Below are 20,272 nucleotides of genomic sequence, written 5' to 3'. Positions count from 1 at the left end.
CCCCGGACGCGGCGGCCGTGACGATGGTGCCCGCCCAGGGCGGCGAGGCCCCGCCGCGCCGGGACCCGCACGGCCTCGGCGCCTCGGTGGAGCCCGCCGAGGCCGACGCCAAGGTGCGGGGGACCTACCCGTACACCGCCGATCTGTGGGCCGAGGGCCTGCTGTGGGCCGCCGTGCTGCGCTCCCCGCACCCGCACGCGCGCATCAAGGGCATCGACACCGCCGAGGCCGCCGAGATGCCCGGGGTGCGGGCCGTGGTCACCCACCAGGACGTGGCGGGGGAGGCCGGTCTCGGCCGGTCCGTCACCGACCGGCCCGCCCTGGCCTCCGACGTGGTGCGGTACCACGGGGAGCCGGTCGCGGCCGTCGCCGCCGACCACCCCGAGACCGCCCGGCTCGCCGCCGCCGCGATCATCGTGGAGTACGAGGTCCTCGACCCGGTCACCGACCCGGAGAAGTCGTTCGAGGCCGAGCCCCTCCACCCCGACGGCAACCTGATCCGCCACATCCCACTGCGGTACGGCGACCCGGCCGCCACCGGCGAGATCGTGGTCGAGGGCCTGTACCGCGTCGGACGGCAGGACCCGGCGCTCATCGGAGCCGAGTCCGGTCTCGCCGTGCCCCGCCCGGACGGCGGTGTCGAGATCTACACCGGCACCACCGACCCGCACACCGACCGCGACCGGCTCGCCGCCTGCCTGGGCCTGGAGCCCGAGCAGGTCAAGATCTACGTCACCGGGGTGCCCGGCGCGCTCGGCGACCGCGAGGACCTGGGGTTCCAGCTCCCGCTGTCGCTGCTGGCCATCCGCACCGGCAGCCCCGTCAAGTTCGCGGCGACCCGCGAGGAGTCGTTCCTCGGCCACGCCCACCGGCACCCGACCCTGCTGCGGTACTGGCACCACGCCGACCGCGAGGGGAAGCTGGTCAAGGTCGAGGCGCAGCTCCTGATGGACGCGGGCGCGTACGCGGACGACTCGGCCGAGGCGCTGGCCGCCGCCGTCTCGTTCGCCGCCGGTCCCTATGTGGTGCCGAACGCGGTGGTCGACGGCTGGGCCGTTCGGACGAACAATCCGCCCTCCGGCTATCTGCGTGGCGAGGGCGCCCTGCAGGTGTGCGCCGCGTATGAGGGCCAGATGGACATGCTGGCCGCCCGGCTCGGCATCGACCCGGCCGAGCTGCGCGCGCGCAATGTGCTGGCCACCGGCGATCCGCTGCCCACCGGCCAGACCGTGACCTGCCCGGCGCCGGTCGCCGAGCTGCTGGCCGCCGTGCGCGAGGCGCCGCTGCCCGCGCTGCCGAAGGACGGGCCGGTCGAGGACTGGCTGCTGCCCGGCGGCCCGGACGGCCCGGCCGAGCCGGGCGCGGTGCGGCGCGGCGTCGGGTACGCGCTGGGCATGGTGCACATGCTCGGGGCCGAGGGCACGGACGAGGTGTCGACGGCCACGGTGAAGGTCGAGGGCGCGGTCGCCACCGTGCTGTGCGCGGCGGTCGAGACGGGACAGGGCTTCGCGACGCTGGCCCGGCAGATCGTCCAGGACGTGCTGGGCGTGGACGAGGTGCATGTCGCGCCCGTGGACACCGACCAGCCATCGGCCGGGGCCGGTGGCCGGGGGCGGCACACCTGGGTCTCGGGCGGCGCGGTGGAGCGGGCGGCCAAGATGGTCCGCACCCAGCTTCTCCAGCCGCTGGCCACGAAGTTCGGCATGTCCGCCGAGCTGCTGTCGATCGCCGACGGCAAGATCACCTCTTACGACGGGGTGCTGAGCACGACCGTGGCCGAGGCCCTGGAGGGCAAGGAGCTGTGGGCGACGGCCCAGTGCCGCCCGCACCCGACCGAGCCGCTGAACGAGGCCGGCCAGGGGGACGCCTTCGTCGGCCTGGCCTTCGCCGCCGTCCGGGCGGTGGTGGACGTGGACGTGGAGCTGGGCTCGGTGCGTGTGGTGGAGATGGCGATCGCGCAGGATGTCGGGCGGGTGCTGAACCCGCGGCAGCTGGAGGCCCGGATCGAGGCCGGGGTCACCCAGGGCGTCGGCGCCGCGCTCACCGAGCATCTGCGGGTGGTGCGCGGCATGGTGCGCCGCCCCGACCTGGCCGGGTACGCGCTGCCGACGCCGCTGGACGCGCCCGAGGTGCGGATCGTGAAGCTGATCGAGGAGCGGGACGTGGTGGCGCCGTTCGGGGCGAAGGCGGTCAGCGCGGTGCCGGTCGTGGTGTCGCCGGCGGCGGTGGCGGCGGCGGTCCGCGCCGCCACCGGCCGCCCGGTGAACCGGCTGCCGATCCGGCCGCAGTCGGCGGTCGGAGTGGCCTAGGGCCGGGAGGCCGGGGCCTGCCGGCCGGGGGCCGAGGATCTCACGGCTCCCAGCCATAGGCGAAGTGCGGCTACGGTCCTTACCGTGTCACGTATGACCGACGTCGACGCCGCCCCGGCCGCTGCCCCCGAACCCTCGCTTTCCCTGCCTCCGGCCCCCCCGGCGTCGACGGCGGGCGGTGTGCTCAGCCGGCCGTACCGGGCCCTGACGCTCGGCTGCGTCAGCACGATCCTGCTGATCGCGTTCGAGGCCATGGCCGTCGGGACGGCGATGCCGGCGGCGGCCGAGGCGCTGGACGGGCTGGGGCTGTACGCCTTCGCGTTCTCCGGGTTCTTCACCACCAGCCTGCTGGGCATGGTCGTCGCCGGGCAGTGGGCCGACCGGCGCGGGCCGGCCGGTCCCGTGCTGGCCGGGATAGCGGCGTTCGCGGCCGGGCTGCTGCTGTCGGGGACGGCCGCGACGATGTGGGTCTTCGTGCTGGGCCGGGCGGCGCAGGGCGTGGGCGGCGGCCTGGTGATCGTGGCGCTGTACGTGCTCGTCCGGCGGGCGTTCCCCGAGCGGTTGCAGGCGGCGGCGCTGGCGTCGTTCTCGGCGGCCTGGGTGGTGCCGTCGATGGTGGGGCCGGTGATCGCGGGCACGGTGACGGAACGGTTCGGCTGGCGGTGGGTGTTCCTCGGCATCACCGTCCTGGTCGTGCTGCCGCTGATGATCATGCTTCCGGCGCTGCGCGGGCAGTTCTCCGGGGCGCCGGAGGGCGCGCCGACCGGCCGGTTCGACGGGCGGCGGCTGCGGCTGGCCGGGACCGTGGCGGTCGGCGCCGGACTGCTCCAGTACGGCGGGCAGGACCCGCGTTGGCTGTCGCTGATCCCGGTGGCCGCCGGCCTCGCGCTGCTGGTGCCGTCCGCGCTGCGGCTGCTGCCGCGCGGCACGTTCCGCGCGGCGCGCGGGCTGCCGTCCGTGATCACGCTGCGCGGCCTGCTGTCGGCCGCGTGGCTGGCGTCGCAGGCGTTCCTGCCGCTGATGCTGGTCACCCAGCGCGGCCTGTCCTACACCGAGGCCGGCCTCGCGCTGGCCGCGTCCGGCGGGCTGTGGGCGCTGGGCTCGTACGCCCAGTCCCTCCCGGGGGCCGAGCCACGCCGTTACCGGCTGACGGCCCTGGGCACTGTGCTGGTGGCGCTGGCCGTGGCGACGACCCCGCTGGTGCTGGTCGACGCGGTCCCGGTCTGGCTCCCGGCGGTCACCCTGTCGGTCGGCGCCTTCGGCATGGGCCTGGCCGTCGCCTCGGTCGGCGTGCTGGTGCTGCGGCTGTCGACGCCGGAGGAGGCGGGCGGCAACGTGGCGTCCCTCCAGGTCTTCGACAGCCTGGGAAACGTGGCGATGCTGACGGCGGTGGGCAGCCTCTTCGCCGCCCTCGGCGGCGACACGGCGGCGACGGCGGACGGGACGACGGCCACGACGGTGGGCGCCGGCGCGTTCGTGGCGGTCTACGCCTGCACGACGGCGGCGGCCCTGCTGAGCATCGCGGTCTCGGGCCGGCTCCGCGCCAGGGGGTGAACGTGGTACTGGTGCGGGTCCGGTCCCGGCTGTCGTGCTGTTTCGGTACGGCTATGGATCCTCGGTCGCCCGATGAGATCCGGGAAGCTCGCCAGGGGCGTCGCGGCGGAAGAGGGGCGGCACACGCGCGCCATCGCGCCAGGACGCCGCCCACGGCCCGGTGATCGATGTCGCGGCGGGCGAGACGGAGGAGGTGCCGCTCATCGCGCGGGTGTCGCGTTCCCTCCGGGACGGTGTGACCTGAGCCGCGTCTCCCGGTCCGGTGGCGGGGGATACGCTGGCGGCGGTCGTTGTTCCGTCCGTCGTCGTCCACCCCGCCCGGAGATCGTGAGTACCACCGCCTCGCCTTCCGCCTCTCCGTCCCCGTCGTCGCACCACCTCTCGCCCGCCTTCCCCGGCCGCGCCCCCTGGGGGACGGCGAGCAAGCTGCGGGCCTGGCAACAGGGGGCGATGGACGCCTATCTCGCCGCGCAGCCACGGGACTTCCTCGCGGTGGCCACACCGGGCGCCGGTAAGACCACCTTCGCGCTCACCCTCGCCTCCTGGCTGTTGCACCACCACATCGTGCGGCAGATCACCGTCGTCGCGCCGACCGAGCACCTCAAGACGCAGTGGGCGGACGCCGCCGCGCGGATAGGGATCAGGCTCGATCCGGACTACAGCGCGGGGCCCGTCGGCCGCGACTACCACGGCGTGGCCGTCACCTACGCGGGCGTCGGCGTCCGGCCGATGCTGCACCGCAACCGCTGCGAGCAGCGCAAGACGCTGGTGATCCTGGACGAGATCCACCACGCCGGGGACTCCCGCTCGTGGGGCGAGGCGTGCCTGGAGGCGTTCGAGCCGGCCGCGCGGCGGCTGGCGCTGACCGGGACGCCGTTCCGCTCCGACACCCATCCCATCCCGTTCGTCGCCTACGCGGAGGGGAACGACGGCATCCGCCGTTCCGTCGCGGACTACACCTACGGGTACGGCAACGCGCTGGCCGACGGCGTCGTGCGGCCCGTCATCTTCCTCTCCTACAGCGGCAGCATGCGCTGGCGCACCAAGGCCGGGGACGAGGTGGCCGCGCGGCTCGGGGAGCCGATGACCAAGGACGCCACCTCGCAGGCGTGGCGGACCGCCCTGGACCCCAAGGGTGAGTGGATGCCCGCCGTGCTGCGCGCCGCCGACCGGCGGCTGACCGAGGTGCGCAGATCCGTGGCCGACGCGGGTGGCCTGGTGATCGCCAGCGACCAGGACGCCGCCCGCGCCTACGCCAAGCTGATCCGGGAGATCACCGGCGAGCCCGCCACCGTGGTGCTCTCCGACGACGGCGGCGCCTCGGGGCGCATCGACGACTTCAGGACCTCGGCCGGCCGCTGGCTGGTCGCGGTCCGGATGGTCTCCGAGGGCGTCGACGTGCCCCGGCTCGCGGTGGGGGTCTACGCGACCACGATCGCCACGCCGCTGTTCTTCGCCCAGGCCGTGGGCCGTTTCGTGCGTTCGCGGCGGCGCGGCGAGACCGCGTCCGTCTTCCTGCCCACCATCCCGTCGCTGCTCGGCTTCGCCCATGAGCTGGAGCTCGAACGCGATCACGTGCTGGACAAGCCGAAGAAGGCCGGCGACGAGGACCCGTACGACCCCGAGGCCGATCTGCTCAAGGAGGCCGAGCGGCAGCGGGACGAGCCGGACGGGGAGCAGGACCAGCTCCCCTTCGAGGCGCTGGAGTCCGAGGCCGTCTTCGACCGGGTGATGTACGACGGCGCCGAGTTCGGCATGCAGGCGCGTCCGGGGAGCGAGGAGGAGCAGGACTACCTCGGCATCCCGGGGCTGCTCGAACCCGAGCAGGTCCGCGTCCTGCTGCACAAGCGGCAGCAGCGGCAGATCGCGCACAGTCGCCGGAAGCCGGACGAGGAGGCCGACCTGATCGAGCTCCCCGCCGAGCGGCGGCCGGTGCTCAGCCACAAGGAGATGATGGAGCTGCGCCGCGAGCTGAACTCGCTGGTCGGCGCCTACTCCCACCAGTCGGGCAAGCCGCACGGCGTGATCCACACCGAGCTGCGCCGCGCCTGCGGTGGCCCGCCCACGGCCGAGGCCACGGCGGGGCAGCTGCGGCAGCGCGTCCTGAAGGTGCGGGAGTGGGCCACCCGAATGCGGTGATCCGAAGCGGATTCCATGCCGCATAATGATCGGAATCGACCGTCAATTGCTCGGATTCTGGACAGGCTCTTCCGCTGACCGGTGACGATGGATAAGTTTCCGGTCACCGTACGCCCGGCGACCGAGGATGACCGAGAAGCCGCGCCTTCGCCCGGCGGGCGGGCAAGTGAACAAGGAGGGGGCGTGACAGCGGAGACCTCCCAGACGCTCGACAGAGGGCTGCGTGTCCTCAAACTGCTCGCCGAGACCGACCACGGGCTGACCGTGACCGAGCTGTCCAAACAGCTCGGCGTCAACCGGACCGTCGTCTACCGTCTCCTCGCCACCCTGGAGCAACACTCCCTGGTGCGCCGTGACGCCGGGGGCAGGGCCCGCGTCGGGGTGGGCGTCCTCGGCCTCGGCCGGCAGGTCCACCCCCTGGTGCGGGAGGCCGCGCTGCCCGCGCTGCGCTCCCTCGCCGAGGACGTGGGCGCCACCGCCCACCTCACCGTCGTGGACGGCACGGACGCGCTGGCCGTGGCCGTGGTGGAGCCGAGCTGGACCGACTACCACGTGGCCTACCGCACCGGCTTCCGGCACCCGCTGGACCGGGGCGCGGCGGGCCGGGCGATCCTCACCGGGCGCAGCAAGGACATCATCGACGAGGACGGTTTCGTGCTCACGCACGGGGAGTTGGAGGCGGGCGCGAGCGGCGCCGCGGCCCCGCTGCCGCGCGAGTGCGGCATTGAGGGCAGCGTCGGCGTCGTCATGCTCAGCGAGGCCGTGCCGCCCGAGGTCGGGCCCCGCGTGGTCCGGGCCGCTCAGGAGGTGGCGGCGGTCCTGCGTTAGATTCGCTGCCATGCCCGCCGCCCCCACCGAAACCAAGGCGCCCGCCCCGCCGTCGCCGCCCGACCGCCGCAGGCCGCTGCTGCTCGCCCTGTGCGCGGCGCCGGTCGCCGCCCTGCTCACGGTGGCGGCCCTCGTACCGCTGCCGTTCTCGGTGACCCACCCCGGCCTCACCGCTGACGTGCTCGGCGAGCACGAGGGTGTTCCGGTCATCACCATCTCCGGCGCGCCGGTCCGCGACCCGGCGGGCGAACTGCGGATCACCACGATCACCGCCACCTCGCCGGACGCGACCGTACGGATGGCGGACGTCGTCAGCGGCTACCTCGCTGACGACGAAGCGATCATGCCGCGCGACGCGGTCTACCCGGTGGGCGACGACACGGAGGAGATCAGGGAGCACAACCAGGCCCAGATGCGCGAGTCGCAGGACACGGCGGTGGCCGCCGCCCTGTCCTATCTCGGCCTGGACGCGGACGACGTGACGGTGGAGCTCGACCTCGGCGAGGTGGGCGGGCCGAGCGCCGGACTGCTGCTGTCGCTGGGCATCGTGGAGCTGTTGGACGGTGACGGCGAGGGCGGCGACCTCACCGGCGGCCGGGTGGTGGCCGGCACCGGGACCATCGACGCGGACGGGACCGTCGGGGCCGTCGGCGGCGTGCCGCTCAAGACCCAAGGCGCCGGACGCGACGGCGCCACCGTCTTCCTGGTGCCGCGCGACGAGTGCTCGGACGCGAGCGCCAACCTGCCGGAGGGGCTGCGGCTGGTCCCCGTCACCACGCTGCGGGACGCGGTGGACAGCCTGCGGGCGCTGAACGCCGGGGAGTCCGTGCCCTCCTGCTGACGGTCTCGCCGTGCTCCGCCGTGCTCCGCCGTGCTCCGCCGTGCTCCGCCGTGCTCCGCGACGGGCCGGCCACGGGCCGCCACGAGCTCCGGGCAGGGAACCGCCCCCGCGTGTGCAGGTCGCGGGGGCGGCTGTGGGGGGTGGTGTTCTTACAGATTCCCCCGCCGGGCCTGTTCACGCTCGATCGCTTCGAAGAGAGCTTTGAAGTTCCCTTTGCCGAATCCCAGCGAGCCGTGCCGTTCGATCAACTCGAAGAAGACCGTCGGCCGATCCTGTACCGGCTTGGTGAAGATCTGCAACAGATAGCCGTCCTCGTCGCGGTCGGCGAGGATCCTCAGCTCGCGCAGCGTGCCGACCGGCACCCGGGTCTCGCCCACCCACTCGCCGAGCGTGTCGTAGTACGACCCGGGCACGTCCAGGAACTCCACGCCGGATTCGCGCATGGTCCGCACGGTATGGACGATGTCGTCGGTCTCCAGCGCGATGTGCTGCACGCCGGGCCCGCCGTAGAACTCCAGGTACTCGTCGATCTGCGACTTCTTCTTCCCGGGCGCGGGCTCGTTGATCGGGAACTTCACCTTGCCGGTGCCGTCCGCGACGACCTTCGACATCAGCGCCGAGTACTCGGTGGCGATGTCGTCGCCGACGAATTCCTTCATGTTGGTGAAGCCCATGACGCGGCGGTAGAAGTCCACCCACTCGTCCATGCGCCCGAGTTCGACGTTGCCCACGCAGTGGTCGACCGCCTGGAACGTCCGGTGTCCGTCCGCTGTGTCCGCCACGTCCAGGGGATCGGCGGACACGAAGCCCGGCAGGTAGGGGCCCTTGTAGTCGGCGCGTTCGACCAGCGTGTGCCGGGTCTCGCCGTAGGTGGCGATGGCGGCGAGCACCACCGTGCCGTTCTCGTCGGAGAGTTCGCGCGGTGCGGACACCGCGCGGGCGCCGTGCTCGACGGCGTGCGCGAACGCGGCGCGGGCATTGGGCACTTCGATGGCCAGGTCGACCACGCCGTCGCCGTGCTCGGCGACATGGCGGGCCAGCGCGCGTCCTTCGGGGGTCGACGGCCGGATGACCGAGGTGACGGCGAACCTCGCGCTGCCCGACTCCAGGACGTAGGTGGCGGTCTCGCGGTGGCCGTTCTCCGGCCCCCGGTAGGCGACGAGGGTCATCCCGAACGCCGTTGAGTAGTAGTGCGCGGCCTGTTTGGCGTTGCCGACGGCGAAGACCACCGCGTCCATCCCCAGGACGGGGAACGGGTCGGCCCATGTGGACTCAGTCATATCCGCAGGGTGCGCCCGCTTCGCACCCTGTGCAATAGTTCGCATATTCACTGGGCAGGATGCATGGTGAGACGCGCGTAGCGTCAATCGATCTGTACAGGTTGTCCAGGGGAGGCACGGATGGGTATCGACGAGCTCGACGCACGCCTGATCGAGCTGTTCGCCCGCGAGCCGCGGATCGGCGTGCTGGAGGCGTCGCGGCGGCTCGGCGTGGCGCGCGGCACCGCCCAGGCCCGGCTGGAGAAGCTCCGCTCGGGCGGGGTGATCCGCGGGTTCGGTCCGGACGTCGACCCGGCCGCGATCGGCTTCCCGGTCACCGCGTTCGCCACGCTGGAGATCAAGCAGGGACAGGGCGAGGAGGTGCGCCGCCATCTCGGTGCCGTCCCCGAGGTGCTGGAGCTGCACACCATCACCGGTGAGGGCGACATGCTCTGCCGGCTGGTCGCCCGTTCGAACGAGGATCTCCAGCGGGTCATCGACGAGGTGGTGGACTTCGAGGGCATCGTGCGGTCGTCCACGGCCATCGTCATGGAGAACCCGGTGCCGCTGCGCGTCCTCCCGCTCGTGCGGCACGCCGCGCGGCTCTCAGCCGGCCGCGTCCCCTGAGCCCTCGGCGGGGGAGGCGGTGAGCAGGGCGCGCAGCGCCTCGTCCATGTCGATCTGCTCGGTCTCGGCGCCCGGCGGCACCAGCCGCATGGTGCGCTCCAGCCAGGCCGACAGCGCGGCGGCCGGGGCGCGCAGCAGGGCGTCGCCGTCCGGCGAGCGCAGTGAGAGCCAGACGACGTCCCGGCCCTCGGCCCGGGCCGGCCACAGCAGGACGTCGCCCTGTCCCGAGGGGCGGAAGAGCCCCTCCACCAGCAGGTCACGGGCGAAGGTCCACCGCACGGGCGCCTCCGAGCCGAGGTGGAAGGTGACGTGCACGGCGAACGGATCGTCCGAGCGGTAGCGCAGCAGAGCGGGGACGGTGACGCTGCGCTCGGGCGAGAGCACGAGCTGGAGGTCGAGCTCCCGTTCGATGATGGTGTGCATGCGCGTGGCCTCTTCTTCTCTCCTGCGGGGTGGGCGGCTGCGGGGAAAGAGAGGGGAGGGGCGGCCGGTTATTACGCCACTTCCCACGTTTTTCCCGGTGCTTCCTTCCCGGGCGGTCTCCCCGGCGGCCGTTGTCAGTGCCGGGTTGTACGGTCGGCAGCATGACGCGGGAACGGCCGGTGGCCCTGGTGCCGTGGAGCGAGGACGACTTCGAGCTGCTCCGGCGGCAGAACGCGCCGGAGATGATGGCCCATTTGGGCGGCCCCGAGCCGGAGGCCAAGCTGCTGGACCGGCACCGGCGGTATGTGGCGCTCCCGGCGACGGGGAAGGGCCGGATGTTCAGCCTGCTGTCGCTGCCGGAGCGAGTGCCCGCGGGCGTCATCGGGTTCTGGGAGACGGAGCGGGCGGGCGAGGCGGTCTACGAGACGGGCTGGAGCGTGCTGCCGGAGTTCCAGGGGCGGGGCATAGCCTCGGCCGCCGCCGTGGCGACGGCCGAGGCGGCGGCGGCCGAGCGCAAGCACCGGTATCTGCACGCCTTCCCCTCGCTGGGGAATCCGGCGTCGAACGCGATCTGCCGCAAGGCCGGCTTCACCCTGCTGGGCGCCGTCGACTTCGAGTACCCGAAGGGCCATCCGATACGGTGCCACGACTGGCGCCTGGATCTCACCCGGATCACCCCGGGGGGCTCTCACGCCGGGGCGGGAGTTGGCTAAGGTCCCTCTCGAAAGGATCGGGGCAGCGGGTGCCGTCCGGCGACTACCATGCATACCCCGGAGACTGATCCAGCACGGCACGGACGAGGAGATTCGGATCCGCATGAGCTCCCCACCCGCAGGCTCCCCGCCCACAGGTAGCGCAGGCGGCGGCCCGGGGCCCAACTGGTATCCGGACCCCTCCATCCCCGGCTACATCCGGTACTGGAACGGTGCTGCCTGGGTGCCGGGCAGCAGCCGACCCGAGCCGAAGGAGGGCGAGCCGGTGCCCACGCCGCCCTCCGGCGCGGCGGCCCCGCAGCCGGCGCCGGCGGTCCCGGCCGCCCGCGAGGAGACGCAGCCCTTCTTCTTCGACGAGGCCCCGCCCCCGGGACGGACTCCGGGGGAGGGCGCCGCCGCGACCAAGCCCCCGGCCGCCGGGCCGGCCGAGCTCCCCGCGTCCGCGCCCGCCTCGGGCGGCGGCGACGCGCTGCCGGAGCGGCGCGGGCGCGGCGACGTGACGCCCGCGCGGCAGGAGCGGCAGGAGCGGCAGGAGCGGCAGGAGCAGGGCGGCGCCTGGCGGGTGGACGTCGGCCAGCAGTCCGGGTTCGGCGCGGACCAGCGCGTCACCTGGGGTTCCGACGAGGACGTCAGCACGTCGCCGGTCGCGGGCGCGGGCCGGGTGGATCCGCGCGGGCAGTTCCGCCGCACGCCGGTCGAGGGCTCGCGGCAGCCGCCGAAGCGGCCGGAGTCGCGGGCGGCGCAGCCCGACGCCCAGGAGCAGACCGCGGCCCTGCGCCTGCCCGAGGGGGGCTCCTGGGAGCGTCAGGTGCGGGAGCTGGCCCAGCAGCCGCAGGCCGCCCCGCCCCAGCAGCAGGTCAGCCCTCCGCAGCAGGCCGGTCCGCCGCCCGGGGTGCCGGTCCAGGCGCCTCCGCAGCCGTCGGCTCCCGTCCAGGCCCAGCAGCCGCAGGCCGCCCCGCCCCAGCAGCAGGTCAGCCCTCCGCAGCAGGCCGGTCCGCCGCCCGGGGTGCCGGTCCAGGCGCCTCCGCAGCCGTCGGCTCCCGTCCAGGCCCAGCAGCCGCGGTCCGTGCCTCAGCAGGCCCAGCCTCCGCAGGCCGTGGCGCCCCAGGCTTCCGCCCCGCAGGCGCTTCCGCCGCAGCCCGCCCCCGTGCCGCAGCCGGCGCCGGGGCAGCCCGCGCCGGGGTACGGGTATCCGCCCCAGCAGCCGGTCCAGGCACAGCCGCAGCCGCAGCCGCAGGCCGGGCCGGCCCCCGGCGGCTATGGCTATCCGCAGCAGCAGGCCCCGCAGGCACCCCAGTCGCCCTTCCTCCAGTCCCATCAGGGCGCTCCCCTCACCATGATCGGCGCGTTCGCCGACCCCGGGCAGGCGTATCCGGCCGGGCTCGGGCGGCGGCTGATGGCCCGTATCGTCGACAGCCTGCTGCCCCTCGGCGCCGCCGTCGCGGTCGCGCTGCCGCTGGTCGGGCAGGCCCAGGACCACATCGACGAGCAGATCGACGCGGCCGAGCGGGCCGGCGTCACCGAGACGATCTGGCTCATCGACGGCACCACAGGCGGCTATCTCGCCCTGGTCCTCGGCGTGTTCCTCGGCGCGGGGCTCCTGCTCGAAGCGCTGCCGACCGCGTTCTGGGGCCGCACCCTGGGCAAGGCGATGTTCAGGCTCCGCGTCCTGGACGTGGCGAGCCAGGAGAAGCCGGCGTTCGGCGCGGCGACGCTGCGGTGGCTGGTGTACAGCCTGCTCTCGCTGCTGGTCGTGGGCGTCGTCAGTCTGCTGATGGGCGTGCGCGACCGGCCCTGGCGGCAGGCGTGGCACGACAAGGCGGCCCACACCTTCGTCGCGGGCGCCAAGCGGCCCGACTGACCCGCTCGGCCGCACTTGTACCCCGGCCGTCCCCCGCCGGGATGCGGGGCGGCCCGATCCGGGTTGGACTGGCGGGCATGAGCACCGAGCAGCCGCAGCCCGGCCCCGGCGGTGAGCCGGAGCGCGATCCCGCCGCCCCGACCGATGGACCCGGGCTCCCCGAGGCGCCCCCGCCCGCGGATCCGTACGGCGCCGGTCCGTACGGCGCGAATCCCTACGGCGGCGCGGGCGGCGCCGTCGATCCGCTGGCCGGTATGCCGCCGCTGGCCTCGCTCGGCCGGCGCCTGCTCGCCCGGATCATCGACGCCGTCCTGGTCGGCATCCCGGTGACGCTCATCCTCTGGCCGGCGATGGGCGACTACGAGTTCAACGACTCCGGCGGCGGCTCGTACGCCCAGCAGACGATCGTGCTGCTGGTCTACTTCGTCTACGAGGGGCTGATGCTCAGCGCCCGTGGTCAGACCGTGGGCAAGATACTCATGCGCGTGCGGGTCGCAATGCTCGCGGACGGGGCGGTGCCGCGCGGCGGACCGGCCTGGACCCGCGCCGGGGTGTACTCGCTGCCGCAGATCGTGCCGTGCTTCGGCTTCCTCTTCTGGCTGGTGAACGTCCTGTTCTGCACCCGGGACAAGCCCTACCGGCAGTGCCTGCACGACAAGGCGGCGAAGACCGTGGTGGTCTCGGTGCCGTGAGCCGTGAGCCGTGAGCCGTGAGCCGTGAGCCGTGAGCCGTGAGCCGGCGAGCGCGCGGCGCCGGAGGTCAGACCCGGGCGCCGGGCCGTTCGGGCGTGGCGGGCGCGGGCCGGCGCACCGGAGCGGCGGCGTGTCCGCGGGCCCGGACCACCACCGCGGTCACGGCTCCGAGCACCAGGGCGGCGACCGCGATCAGCGCCACCGCGGGACCGGACGCCTCCGGGGCGAGGAACAGCGCCACGAAGGTGAGCGCGATGACCATGGCCGAACCGCAGGCGATCTGCGCGAAAGTCAGGTGCCGCATGTTCTGTCCGTCCTGATGGAGGTGCCGTCCTCGGCGGGGTGCCGTCCCCGGGCTTCGATGCCCATCCGGAGCGTCTGATAAGCGTGACCTTGCTCGCACGGCGGGGGCACGGGGGGCGCACGGAGTCATGGTCTCGACAGATGCCGCGAAGACGGTAGTTGCCCCCTGAAGGCGCATCGAGGTCTGTTTTTTTCTGCTGCACTCATGTCAAATGCGTCCCGTCACATCACTGCGTGCGCAGGGGAGGACCACGAACACGTGATTACGGGAAAGAGATCCAAGAGATCCGCTACTGCCGCTGTCGCGGCGGCTATCGCCGCCATCGGCGCGGCGGTGCTCGCCCCGGCCGGGGAGGCTTCCGCCCGGACACCCGACGACTCAGCCGAAGGAGCGCGGGCCGAGCGGCTGTTCGGGGCCGAGCCGCAGCTGGAGAACCCACTGGCGGACAAGCGCGAGCTCCAGCAGCAGGAGGCGCGGGAGCAGCTCATCTCCGGGGAGGCGACGGCCCGTTCCCAGGGCGGCTCCGAGGTCGTGGAGCTCAGCGACGGCGAGTTCGTGGAGGTGGCCACCACCGGCACCGACAAGATCTTCACCATCCTGGTCGAGTTCGGTGATCAGATCCACCCGGACTTCGGCGGTGACACGGGTCCGCGGGTCAACGAGATTCCGGAGCCGGATCGTTCGGTGGACAATTCCACCATTTGGCAAGAGGACTTCGACCGGGAGTACTACGAGGACATCTACTACTCGGAGGACTACGACACCCCGTCGATGCGGCAGTACTTCGAGCGGCAGTCCTCGGGCCGTTACACGGTCGACGGCGAGGTCAGCGACTGGGTCACGGTCGACTACAACGAGGCCAGATACGGCAACAACGCCTGTGGCTCGAACGTCTGCCGCTCCGTGTGGGAGGTGGTCGGCGACGGGGTCAACGCCTGGTACGAGGACCAGCTCGCCGCGGGCCTGACCCCGGAGGAGATCGCCGCCAGGCTGGCCGAGTACGACCTCCAGGACCGCTACGACTACGACGGCGACGGCGACTTCAACGAGCCGGACGGCTACCTCGATCACTTCCAGATCGTGCACGCGGGCGAGGATGAGTCGGCCGGCGGCGGCGCGGAGGGCGAGGACGCCATCTGGGCCCACCGCTGGTACGCCTTCGCGGACCGGATCGGCACCACCGGCCCCGGGTACAACCCGGTCGGCGGCACCGAGATCGCCGACACCGGGATCTGGGTGGGCGACTACACGATCCAGCCCGAGAACGGCGGACTCGGCGTCTTCGCCCACGAGTTCACGCACGACCTCGGCCTGCCCGACCTGTACGACACCCAGGGCGGCGAGAACGGCACCGGCTTCTGGACGCTGATGTCGTCCGGCTCCTGGCTGGGCCTGGGAGACGGCACCATCGGTGCCCTGCCCAACGACATGGGCCCCTGGGAGAAGCTGCAACTCGGCTGGCTGGACTACGAGGTGGCGCGGGCCGCGACCAGGTCGACCCACCAGCTCGGCGCGTCGTCCCTCTCCTACCCCGAGGGCAACCGCGACCGCGCGACACAGGGCCTGATCGTCGAACTGCCGGAGAAGACCGTCACCACCCAGATACACCACCCCGCCCAGGGGGCCGCGCAGTGGTGGAGCGGTTCGGGTGATGACCTGAGCAACACCCTGTCCCGCACAGTGGACTTGAGCTCCGCCTCCGACGCCTCCCTCGATCTGACCGGTTGGTGGAGCACCGAGGAGGGCTACGACTTCCTGTACGTCGAGGCGTCCGCCGACGGCGGCGCGACCTGGACTCCGTTGGAGGGCACGGCGGACGGTGAGCCGCTGCCGCGCGACAGCGCCGACCGGTCCGTGCTGACCGGCGAGTCGGGCGGCGACCGGGCCCTGTCGTTCCCGCTGGACGCCTACGCGGGCGCTCCGGCGGAGCTGCGCTTCCGCTACCAGACGGACGGCTCGGTGGCCCAGACCGGGTTCACGGCCGACAGCATCACGGTCACCGCCGATGGTGCGACCGTCTTCTCCGACGACGCGGAGAGCGGCGAAGGGGACTGGACGGCGGACGGCTTCAGCGTCGTCGGCGCGTCCATCACCGACTCCTACCCGCAGTACTACATCGTGCAGAACCGTCAGTACGTCGGCTACGACCGGACGCTGCGGACGGGGCCGTACAACTTCGGCTTCCAGGACAGTCGGCCGGACCGGGTGGAGCACTTCCCGTACCAGAGCGGCATGCTGGTGTGGCTGTGGGACACCTCGCAGCTCGACAACGATGTCAGCCAGCATCCCGGCCAGGGCCTCATCCTGCCGGTGGACGCCCACGCGGGCGTCGAACACTGGTCGGACGGCACGGTGATCCGCAACCGGGTCCAGACGCGGGACGCGACGTTCAGCCTCAACCCCGTCAAGCGGCTGACGCTGCACAAGAACAGCCAGCCGACGACGCTGCCCGCCGCCCCGGGGAATCCGGTCTTCGACGACCACCGGGGCACCTACTGGGACGAGGACAACCCGTCGAACAGCGTCGTGGTCCCGGACTCCAACACCAGGATCACGATCGTCACCCAGCCGGCGAGCGGCAGCCAGCCGATCACCGTCCGCGTGAGCCCCAGTGGGCGGTAATGATGTGATCGCATTTCGTCATCATCTGACGGAGTTTGATCTTATCTGACATAAAACAGCAGGTCAGAGCACATCTCGGCCGCCGCCCTCGACGGGCGGCGGCCGAGCGCGTAAGGATGTGGGGTCACGTCTTCCGCCGCACGAGAGGTTCCCCATGACCGATGGAGGCTTCGTCCAGCTCCCCGACGGCAGTGTCGTCGTCGCGCTCGCCCTGCCCCGCCCCGACGCGCCCGCCAGGGCCGTGCGGGTGCTGGTCCACGCGGCGAACCGGGCCCGGGCGCTGACCCGGCTGCGGAACCTGGGGCTGCGCTCGGTCTACCTCCGCGGCAACGGCGCGCCCCCCACCCCGGACGAGATCTCGGCCGTGCTGCATCACCCCGAGGGCGTCGTCTGGCGCTCCACCCCGGCGGTCGCCACCGAGAGCTGGCACCCGATGGCGCACCTGCTGGGCCGCCCCTCCCGCATCGTCCGCGCCTCCCACGTGGCCTGAGCGGCCCCCGGGCGCCCGGACGGCGGCCGGCACGGTCAGGCGGTCCGGATCACCGGCTCGCCGGACAGCTCCACGCCCGCCGCCGACATCTCGCGCAGCGCGACGTCCACCGTCTCCCGGGCCACCCCGGCGGTCAGTCCGAGCAGCACCCGCGTGGTCAGCCCCGCCGCCACCGCGTCCATGGCCGTCGCCCGCACGCAGTGGTCGGTGGCGATCCCCACCACGTCCACGGCCGACACGTCCCGCGCGCGCAGCCAGTCCGCCAGACTCGTGCCCGACTCGTCGGCGCCCTCGAAGCCGCTGTACGCCGCCGCGTAGGCGCCCTTGTCGAAGCAGGCGTCCACGGCCCCGGAGGTGACGGCCGGGGCGAAGTTCGGATGGAAGCCCACGCCCTCGGTGCCGGCGACGCAGTGGCGCGGCCACGAGTGGGCGAAGTCGGGGTGGTCGGAGAAGTGGTCACCGGGCGAGACATGGTGGTCACGGGTCGCCACGACGTGCCGGTAGCCCGGGGTCGTGGCGCCGATGAGATCCGTGATGGCGGCGGCGACGTCCGCACCGCCGGGAACGGGGAGACTGCCTCCCTCACAGAAGTCGTTCTGCACATCGACGACGATCAGTGCGCGATGCATGGGGACACCTCTTCGGATTCCGTGTTCGATGGTGAGCGCTCGGGGCCGATGCCGAGCCTAGGCCAGGACACCGCGTCGCAGCCCTAGCCGCGCGTGCCGACGTACCGGGTGGGGAGCACGGGCTCGCCCCGGGAGAGCTGGGTGGCCGACAGCGGCAGCCCGGACCGGGCGGCCCGGTGCCGGTCGCGGGCGGCGTCCAGGCGCTCCCGCGCCACGGCCCGGCCGCCGCGCATCAGCGCCACGCCGACCCGCCGCTCAGCCAGCTCCGCCGGCACCGGACCCACCCCGACGACCTCGGCCTCCGCGACGCCGTGGGCGTCGGTCTGCCGGGCCGCCCACTTGACGCCGCCGATCGACAGCTTGCCGCCCGTGGACTTCTTCGCCACCGGGACCAGCGGCGCGGCGGGAGCGTCGCCGGCGGCGCGGGCCACCAGCTTGTAGACCATCGAGCACGTCGGATGCCCGCTGCCGGTGACGAGCTGGGTGCCGACCCCGTAGGCGTCCACCGGGGCCGCCGCGAGCGAGGCGATGGCGTACTCGTCCAGGTCGCTGGTGACGATGATCCTGGTCTCCCGCGCGCCGAGCTCGTCGAGCTGGCGCCGCACCCGGTGCGCGACGACCAGCAGGTCGCCGGAGTCGATCCGGACCGCCCCCAGCTCCGGCCCGGTCACCTCCACGGCGGTGCGGACGGCCTCGGTGACGTCGTACGTGTCCACCAGCAGCGTCGTCCCGGCGCCGAGCGACCGCACCTGGGCGGTGAAGGCGTCCCGCTCCGAGTCGTGCAGCAGCGTGAAGGCGTGCGCGCTGGTACCGACCGTCGGGATGCCGTACCGGAACCCGGCGGCGAGGTCGGAGGTGGACGCGAAGCCGCCGACGTACGCGGCGCGGGCGGCGGCGACGGCGGACAGCTCGTGCGTGCGCCGGGCGCCCATCTCGATCAGCGGCCGGCCGGCGGCGGCCACGTCCATCCGCGAGGCCGCGGCGGCGATCGCGCTGTCGTGGTTGAGGATCGACAGGATCACCGTCTCCAGCAGCACGCACTCCGCGAACGTGCCCTCCACCCGCAGGATCGGGGAGCCCGGGAAGTACACCTCGCCCTCGGGATAGCCGTGGACGTCGCCGGTGAAGCGGTACCCGGCCAGCCAGTCCAGGGTCGGGCCGTCGACGATCGCGTTCTCGCGCAGGAAGTCGAGGATCGGCGGCTCGAATCGGAAGTTCTCCACCGCGTCCAGGACCCGGCCGGTGCCGGCCACCACGCCGTAGCGGCGGCCCTCGGGCAGGCGGCGGGTGAACACCTCGAAGACCGAGCGGCGGTGGGCCGTGCCCGCGCGCAGCGCGGCCTGGAGCATCGTGAGCTCGTACTGGTCGGTGAAGAGCGCGGTCGAGGGCACGGGCACCGGCAGTCCGAGCCCCGCGTCGTCCATGACATCCATGGATCAAGTGTACCGCACATCTCGTCAGTTTGACGATATCTGGCGCGTGGTGCCCGGCCCGGCCGTTCGCGCACCGGGCGGGGGATGGTGGCAGCATGGGGGTCGTGAGTGCCATGCCCATGGAGATCGAGCGCACCGAGTCCGAGTCCAAGCCGGCCGAGGCGTCGGCGCCGGACGTCCCATGGATCACGATCGTCCACAACGATCCGGTGAATCTCATGAGTTACGTGACCTATGTCTTCCAGACCTATTTCGGCTATTCCAAGGACAAGGCGAAGAAGCTCATGCTGGACGTCCACCACAAGGGCCGCGCGGTCGTCTCCCAGGGCTCCCGGGAGGAGATGGAACGGGACGTGCAGGCCATGCACGGCTACGGGCTCTGGGCGACTCTGCAGCGGGACCGCTGATGAGCGGGTACTTCGAGTCGGCCGGCGCCGAGCGGGGCGGCGCGGTGATCGCGCTGGACGAGGTGGAGATCTCCATCCTCCGCAGCCTCGCCGCCCAGCTCCTGGAGCTGATCGGCCCCGACCCCGCCCCGGCCGGCGGCAAGGGCGGTGGCGCGGACAGCGACGACCCGCTGGAGGCGCTCGACGCGCTCTTCATCGACGGGCCCAGCGAGCCCCCGCGCGACCCGACGCTCGCCCGGCTCTTCCCGGACGCCTACGGCGAGCCGGGCCAGGAGCCGGATGAGGACATCCGCCGGCTCTCCGCCGAGTTCCGCCGCTTCACCGAGACCGATCTGCGCACCCGCAAGCGCGAGGACCTGCTGGCCGTCGTCCGCGGCCTGGACGCGATCGCGGGCGAGGCGAGCGCCCCCGGCGTGGGCGGCGCGGTGCTGACGCTCAAGCCCGACGAGTCCCGGCAGTGGCTGGGCGCGCTCAACGACCTCAGGCTGGCCATCGCCACCCGGCTCGGCATCGCGGACGACGACAGCACCGACTCGCTGTTCGCGATGCCCGACACCGATCCGGACAAGCCGATGGTGATGGCCTACTTCTGGCTGGGCGGCCTCCAGGAGTCGCTGGTGGAGACGCTGCTGCCGTGACGAAGGCGGCCGGTCCACGGCCGTCCGCACCCTCGCGAAGCGCCGGCGGCGGCCCGATTTAGGCTGGCGGCATGCTGACCATCTCCCAGGAACTGCGCGACAGGATCGTGGCCCACGCCCGTGCCGACCACCCGGACGAGGCGTGCGGGGTGATCGCCGGGCCGACCGGGAGCGACCGGCCGGAGCGCTTCATCCCGATGCTCAACGCGGCCCGCTCGCCCACGTTCTACGAGTTCGACTCCGGCGACCTGCTCCGGCTCTACCGCGAGATGGACGACCGCGACGAGGACCCCGTGGTGATCTACCACTCGCACACCGCCACCGAGGCGTATCCCTCGCGCACCGACATCTCCTACGCCAACGAGCCCGCCGCGCACTACGTCCTGGTCTCCACCGCCGAGTGCGGCGGCGGCGAAGGCCCCGTCTCCTTCCGGTCCTTCCGTATCGTGGACGGCGAGGTCACCGAGGAGGACGTCACCGTCATCTGAGACGGCCGGGTCCGG

General features: G+C 73.0%; 19 protein-coding genes. 14 read left to right on the top strand and 5 right to left on the bottom strand.

All coding sequences use genetic code 11. From position 1 onward, the window contains the following. Positions 1-23: 23 nt before the first annotated feature. From OIE51_RS09450 to OIE51_RS09430, 5 genes are all read left to right on the top strand, one after another. Entirely contained in the window at positions 24-2,309 is a 2,286-nt protein-coding gene (locus OIE51_RS09450) for a xanthine dehydrogenase family protein molybdopterin-binding subunit (protein ID WP_326600581.1), read from the top strand. A gap of 93 nt (positions 2,310-2,402) precedes the next feature. Then, a complete protein-coding gene (locus OIE51_RS09445) occupies positions 2,403-3,863 on the top strand; it encodes an MFS transporter (protein ID WP_326596889.1) in 1,461 nt (486 codons plus the stop codon). 327 nt (positions 3,864-4,190) lie between these two features. Next, positions 4,191-6,002 carry a DEAD/DEAH box helicase gene (locus OIE51_RS09440; protein WP_326596887.1) on the top strand — a complete coding sequence of 604 codons (1,812 nt, stop codon included), beginning with the start codon at positions 4,191-4,193 and terminating at the stop codon, positions 6,000-6,002. Positions 6,003-6,185: 183 nt separating this feature from the next. Next, positions 6,186-6,830, top strand: coding sequence for an IclR family transcriptional regulator (locus OIE51_RS09435; RefSeq protein WP_326596885.1), 645 nt, complete (start codon positions 6,186-6,188; stop codon positions 6,828-6,830). A 10-nt stretch (positions 6,831-6,840) separates the two neighbouring features. Continuing rightward, positions 6,841-7,671 carry a S16 family serine protease gene (locus tag OIE51_RS09430; protein ID WP_326596882.1) on the top strand — a complete coding sequence of 277 codons (831 nt, stop codon included), beginning with the start codon at positions 6,841-6,843 and terminating at the stop codon, positions 7,669-7,671. A gap of 149 nt (positions 7,672-7,820) precedes the next feature. On the opposite strand, the gene hppD is transcribed toward OIE51_RS09430, so the two are convergent. Then, positions 7,821-8,951: a 4-hydroxyphenylpyruvate dioxygenase gene (gene hppD, locus OIE51_RS09425; protein WP_326596881.1), complete on the bottom strand. Its 1,131-nt coding sequence runs from the start codon at positions 8,949-8,951 to the stop codon at positions 7,821-7,823. 120 nt (positions 8,952-9,071) lie between these two features. On the opposite strand from hppD, the gene OIE51_RS09420 reads away from it, so the two are divergent. Further along, on the top strand, positions 9,072-9,557 hold the full coding sequence (locus OIE51_RS09420) for an Lrp/AsnC family transcriptional regulator (RefSeq protein ID WP_326596880.1): 486 nt from the start codon (positions 9,072-9,074) through the stop codon (positions 9,555-9,557). Here the strand turns inward: OIE51_RS09420 and OIE51_RS09415 are convergent. Further along, the gene (locus OIE51_RS09415) at positions 9,537-9,980 is read right to left on the bottom strand and encodes an SsgA family sporulation/cell division regulator (protein ID WP_326596878.1); all 444 of its coding nucleotides are present in this window, start codon (positions 9,978-9,980) and stop codon (positions 9,537-9,539) included. The genes OIE51_RS09420 and OIE51_RS09415 overlap by 21 nt on opposite strands. A gap of 161 nt (positions 9,981-10,141) precedes the next feature. On the opposite strand from OIE51_RS09415, the gene OIE51_RS09410 reads away from it, so the two are divergent. The 3 genes from OIE51_RS09410 (at position 10,142) to OIE51_RS09400 (ending at position 13,246) form a co-directional block, all read left to right on the top strand. Beyond that, complete coding sequence (locus tag OIE51_RS09410; RefSeq protein ID WP_326596876.1) at positions 10,142-10,693, top strand: GNAT family N-acetyltransferase; 552 nt, start codon at positions 10,142-10,144, stop codon at positions 10,691-10,693. Positions 10,694-10,796: 103 nt separating this feature from the next. Beyond that, complete coding sequence (locus tag OIE51_RS09405) at positions 10,797-12,554, top strand: RDD family protein (protein WP_326596875.1); 1,758 nt, start codon at positions 10,797-10,799, stop codon at positions 12,552-12,554. A 77-nt stretch (positions 12,555-12,631) separates the two neighbouring features. Then, positions 12,632-13,246, top strand: a complete 615-nt coding sequence (locus OIE51_RS09400; protein WP_326596874.1) for an RDD family protein — start codon at positions 12,632-12,634, stop codon at positions 13,244-13,246. Positions 13,247-13,313: 67 nt separating this feature from the next. On the opposite strand, the gene OIE51_RS09395 is transcribed toward OIE51_RS09400, so the two are convergent. Continuing rightward, on the bottom strand, positions 13,314-13,550 hold the full coding sequence (locus OIE51_RS09395; RefSeq protein WP_326596872.1) for a hypothetical protein: 237 nt from the start codon (positions 13,548-13,550) through the stop codon (positions 13,314-13,316). Between the two features lie 258 nt (positions 13,551-13,808). On the opposite strand from OIE51_RS09395, the gene OIE51_RS09390 reads away from it, so the two are divergent. Both OIE51_RS09390 and OIE51_RS09385 read left to right on the top strand, forming a co-directional pair. After that, positions 13,809-16,172 carry an immune inhibitor A domain-containing protein gene (locus OIE51_RS09390; RefSeq protein WP_326596871.1) on the top strand — a complete coding sequence of 788 codons (2,364 nt, stop codon included), beginning with the start codon at positions 13,809-13,811 and terminating at the stop codon, positions 16,170-16,172. A 154-nt stretch (positions 16,173-16,326) separates the two neighbouring features. Beyond that, a complete protein-coding gene (locus OIE51_RS09385; RefSeq protein ID WP_326596869.1) occupies positions 16,327-16,662 on the top strand; it encodes a hypothetical protein in 336 nt (111 codons plus the stop codon). A 35-nt stretch (positions 16,663-16,697) separates the two neighbouring features. Here the strand turns inward: OIE51_RS09385 and OIE51_RS09380 are convergent, their stop codons facing one another. Beyond that, on the bottom strand, positions 16,698-17,291 hold the full coding sequence (locus OIE51_RS09380) for an isochorismatase family protein (protein ID WP_326596868.1): 594 nt from the start codon (positions 17,289-17,291) through the stop codon (positions 16,698-16,700). A gap of 83 nt (positions 17,292-17,374) precedes the next feature. Continuing rightward, on the bottom strand, positions 17,375-18,715 hold the full coding sequence (locus OIE51_RS09375) for a nicotinate phosphoribosyltransferase (RefSeq protein ID WP_326600580.1): 1,341 nt from the start codon (positions 18,713-18,715) through the stop codon (positions 17,375-17,377). 104 nt (positions 18,716-18,819) lie between these two features. On the opposite strand from OIE51_RS09375, the gene clpS reads away from it, so the two are divergent. From clpS to OIE51_RS09360, 3 genes are all read left to right on the top strand, one after another. After that, complete coding sequence (gene clpS, locus OIE51_RS09370; protein WP_326596866.1) at positions 18,820-19,131, top strand: ATP-dependent Clp protease adapter ClpS; 312 nt, start codon at positions 18,820-18,822, stop codon at positions 19,129-19,131. Next, positions 19,131-19,769, top strand: a complete 639-nt coding sequence (locus OIE51_RS09365; protein ID WP_326596865.1) for a DUF2017 domain-containing protein — start codon at positions 19,131-19,133, stop codon at positions 19,767-19,769. The genes clpS and OIE51_RS09365 overlap by 1 nt, the downstream gene beginning before the upstream one ends. A 71-nt stretch (positions 19,770-19,840) precedes the next feature. Next, positions 19,841-20,257, top strand: coding sequence for a M67 family metallopeptidase (locus OIE51_RS09360; RefSeq protein WP_326596863.1), 417 nt, complete (start codon positions 19,841-19,843; stop codon positions 20,255-20,257). The last annotated feature ends 15 nt before the right edge of the window (positions 20,258-20,272 follow it).

Source organism: Streptomyces sp. NBC_01803, assembly GCF_035917415.1.
Classification (GTDB): Bacteria; Actinomycetota; Actinomycetes; order Streptomycetales; family Streptomycetaceae; genus Streptomyces.
This window is presented reverse-complemented; position numbering and strand designations above follow the sequence as displayed.

Excerpts from the sequence above, each read along its gene's own strand:
- OIE51_RS09450 (WP_326600581.1), top strand. The coding sequence starts at position 24 with ATGGTGCCCGCCCAGGGCGGCGAGGCCCCGCCGCGCCGGGACCCGCAC.
- OIE51_RS09445 (WP_326596889.1), top strand. The coding sequence starts at position 2,403 with ATGACCGACGTCGACGCCGCCCCGGCCGCTGCCCCCGAACCCTCGCTT.
- OIE51_RS09430 (WP_326596882.1), top strand. The coding sequence starts at position 6,841 with ATGCCCGCCGCCCCCACCGAAACCAAGGCGCCCGCCCCGCCGTCGCCG.
- hppD (WP_326596881.1), bottom strand. The coding sequence starts at position 8,951 with ATGACTGAGTCCACATGGGCCGACCCGTTCCCCGTCCTGGGGATGGAC.
- OIE51_RS09420 (WP_326596880.1), top strand. The coding sequence starts at position 9,072 with ATGGGTATCGACGAGCTCGACGCACGCCTGATCGAGCTGTTCGCCCGC.
- OIE51_RS09415 (WP_326596878.1), bottom strand. The coding sequence starts at position 9,980 with ATGCACACCATCATCGAACGGGAGCTCGACCTCCAGCTCGTGCTCTCG.
- OIE51_RS09410 (WP_326596876.1), top strand. The coding sequence starts at position 10,142 with ATGACGCGGGAACGGCCGGTGGCCCTGGTGCCGTGGAGCGAGGACGAC.
- OIE51_RS09405 (WP_326596875.1), top strand. The coding sequence starts at position 10,797 with ATGAGCTCCCCACCCGCAGGCTCCCCGCCCACAGGTAGCGCAGGCGGC.
- OIE51_RS09400 (WP_326596874.1), top strand. The coding sequence starts at position 12,632 with ATGAGCACCGAGCAGCCGCAGCCCGGCCCCGGCGGTGAGCCGGAGCGC.
- OIE51_RS09395 (WP_326596872.1), bottom strand. The coding sequence starts at position 13,550 with ATGCGGCACCTGACTTTCGCGCAGATCGCCTGCGGTTCGGCCATGGTC.
- OIE51_RS09385 (WP_326596869.1), top strand. The coding sequence starts at position 16,327 with ATGACCGATGGAGGCTTCGTCCAGCTCCCCGACGGCAGTGTCGTCGTC.
- OIE51_RS09380 (WP_326596868.1), bottom strand. The coding sequence starts at position 17,291 with ATGCATCGCGCACTGATCGTCGTCGATGTGCAGAACGACTTCTGTGAG.
- OIE51_RS09375 (WP_326600580.1), bottom strand. The coding sequence starts at position 18,715 with ATGGACGACGCGGGGCTCGGACTGCCGGTGCCCGTGCCCTCGACCGCG.
- clpS (WP_326596866.1), top strand. The coding sequence starts at position 18,820 with ATGGGGGTCGTGAGTGCCATGCCCATGGAGATCGAGCGCACCGAGTCC.
- OIE51_RS09365 (WP_326596865.1), top strand. The coding sequence starts at position 19,131 with ATGAGCGGGTACTTCGAGTCGGCCGGCGCCGAGCGGGGCGGCGCGGTG.
- OIE51_RS09360 (WP_326596863.1), top strand. The coding sequence starts at position 19,841 with ATGCTGACCATCTCCCAGGAACTGCGCGACAGGATCGTGGCCCACGCC.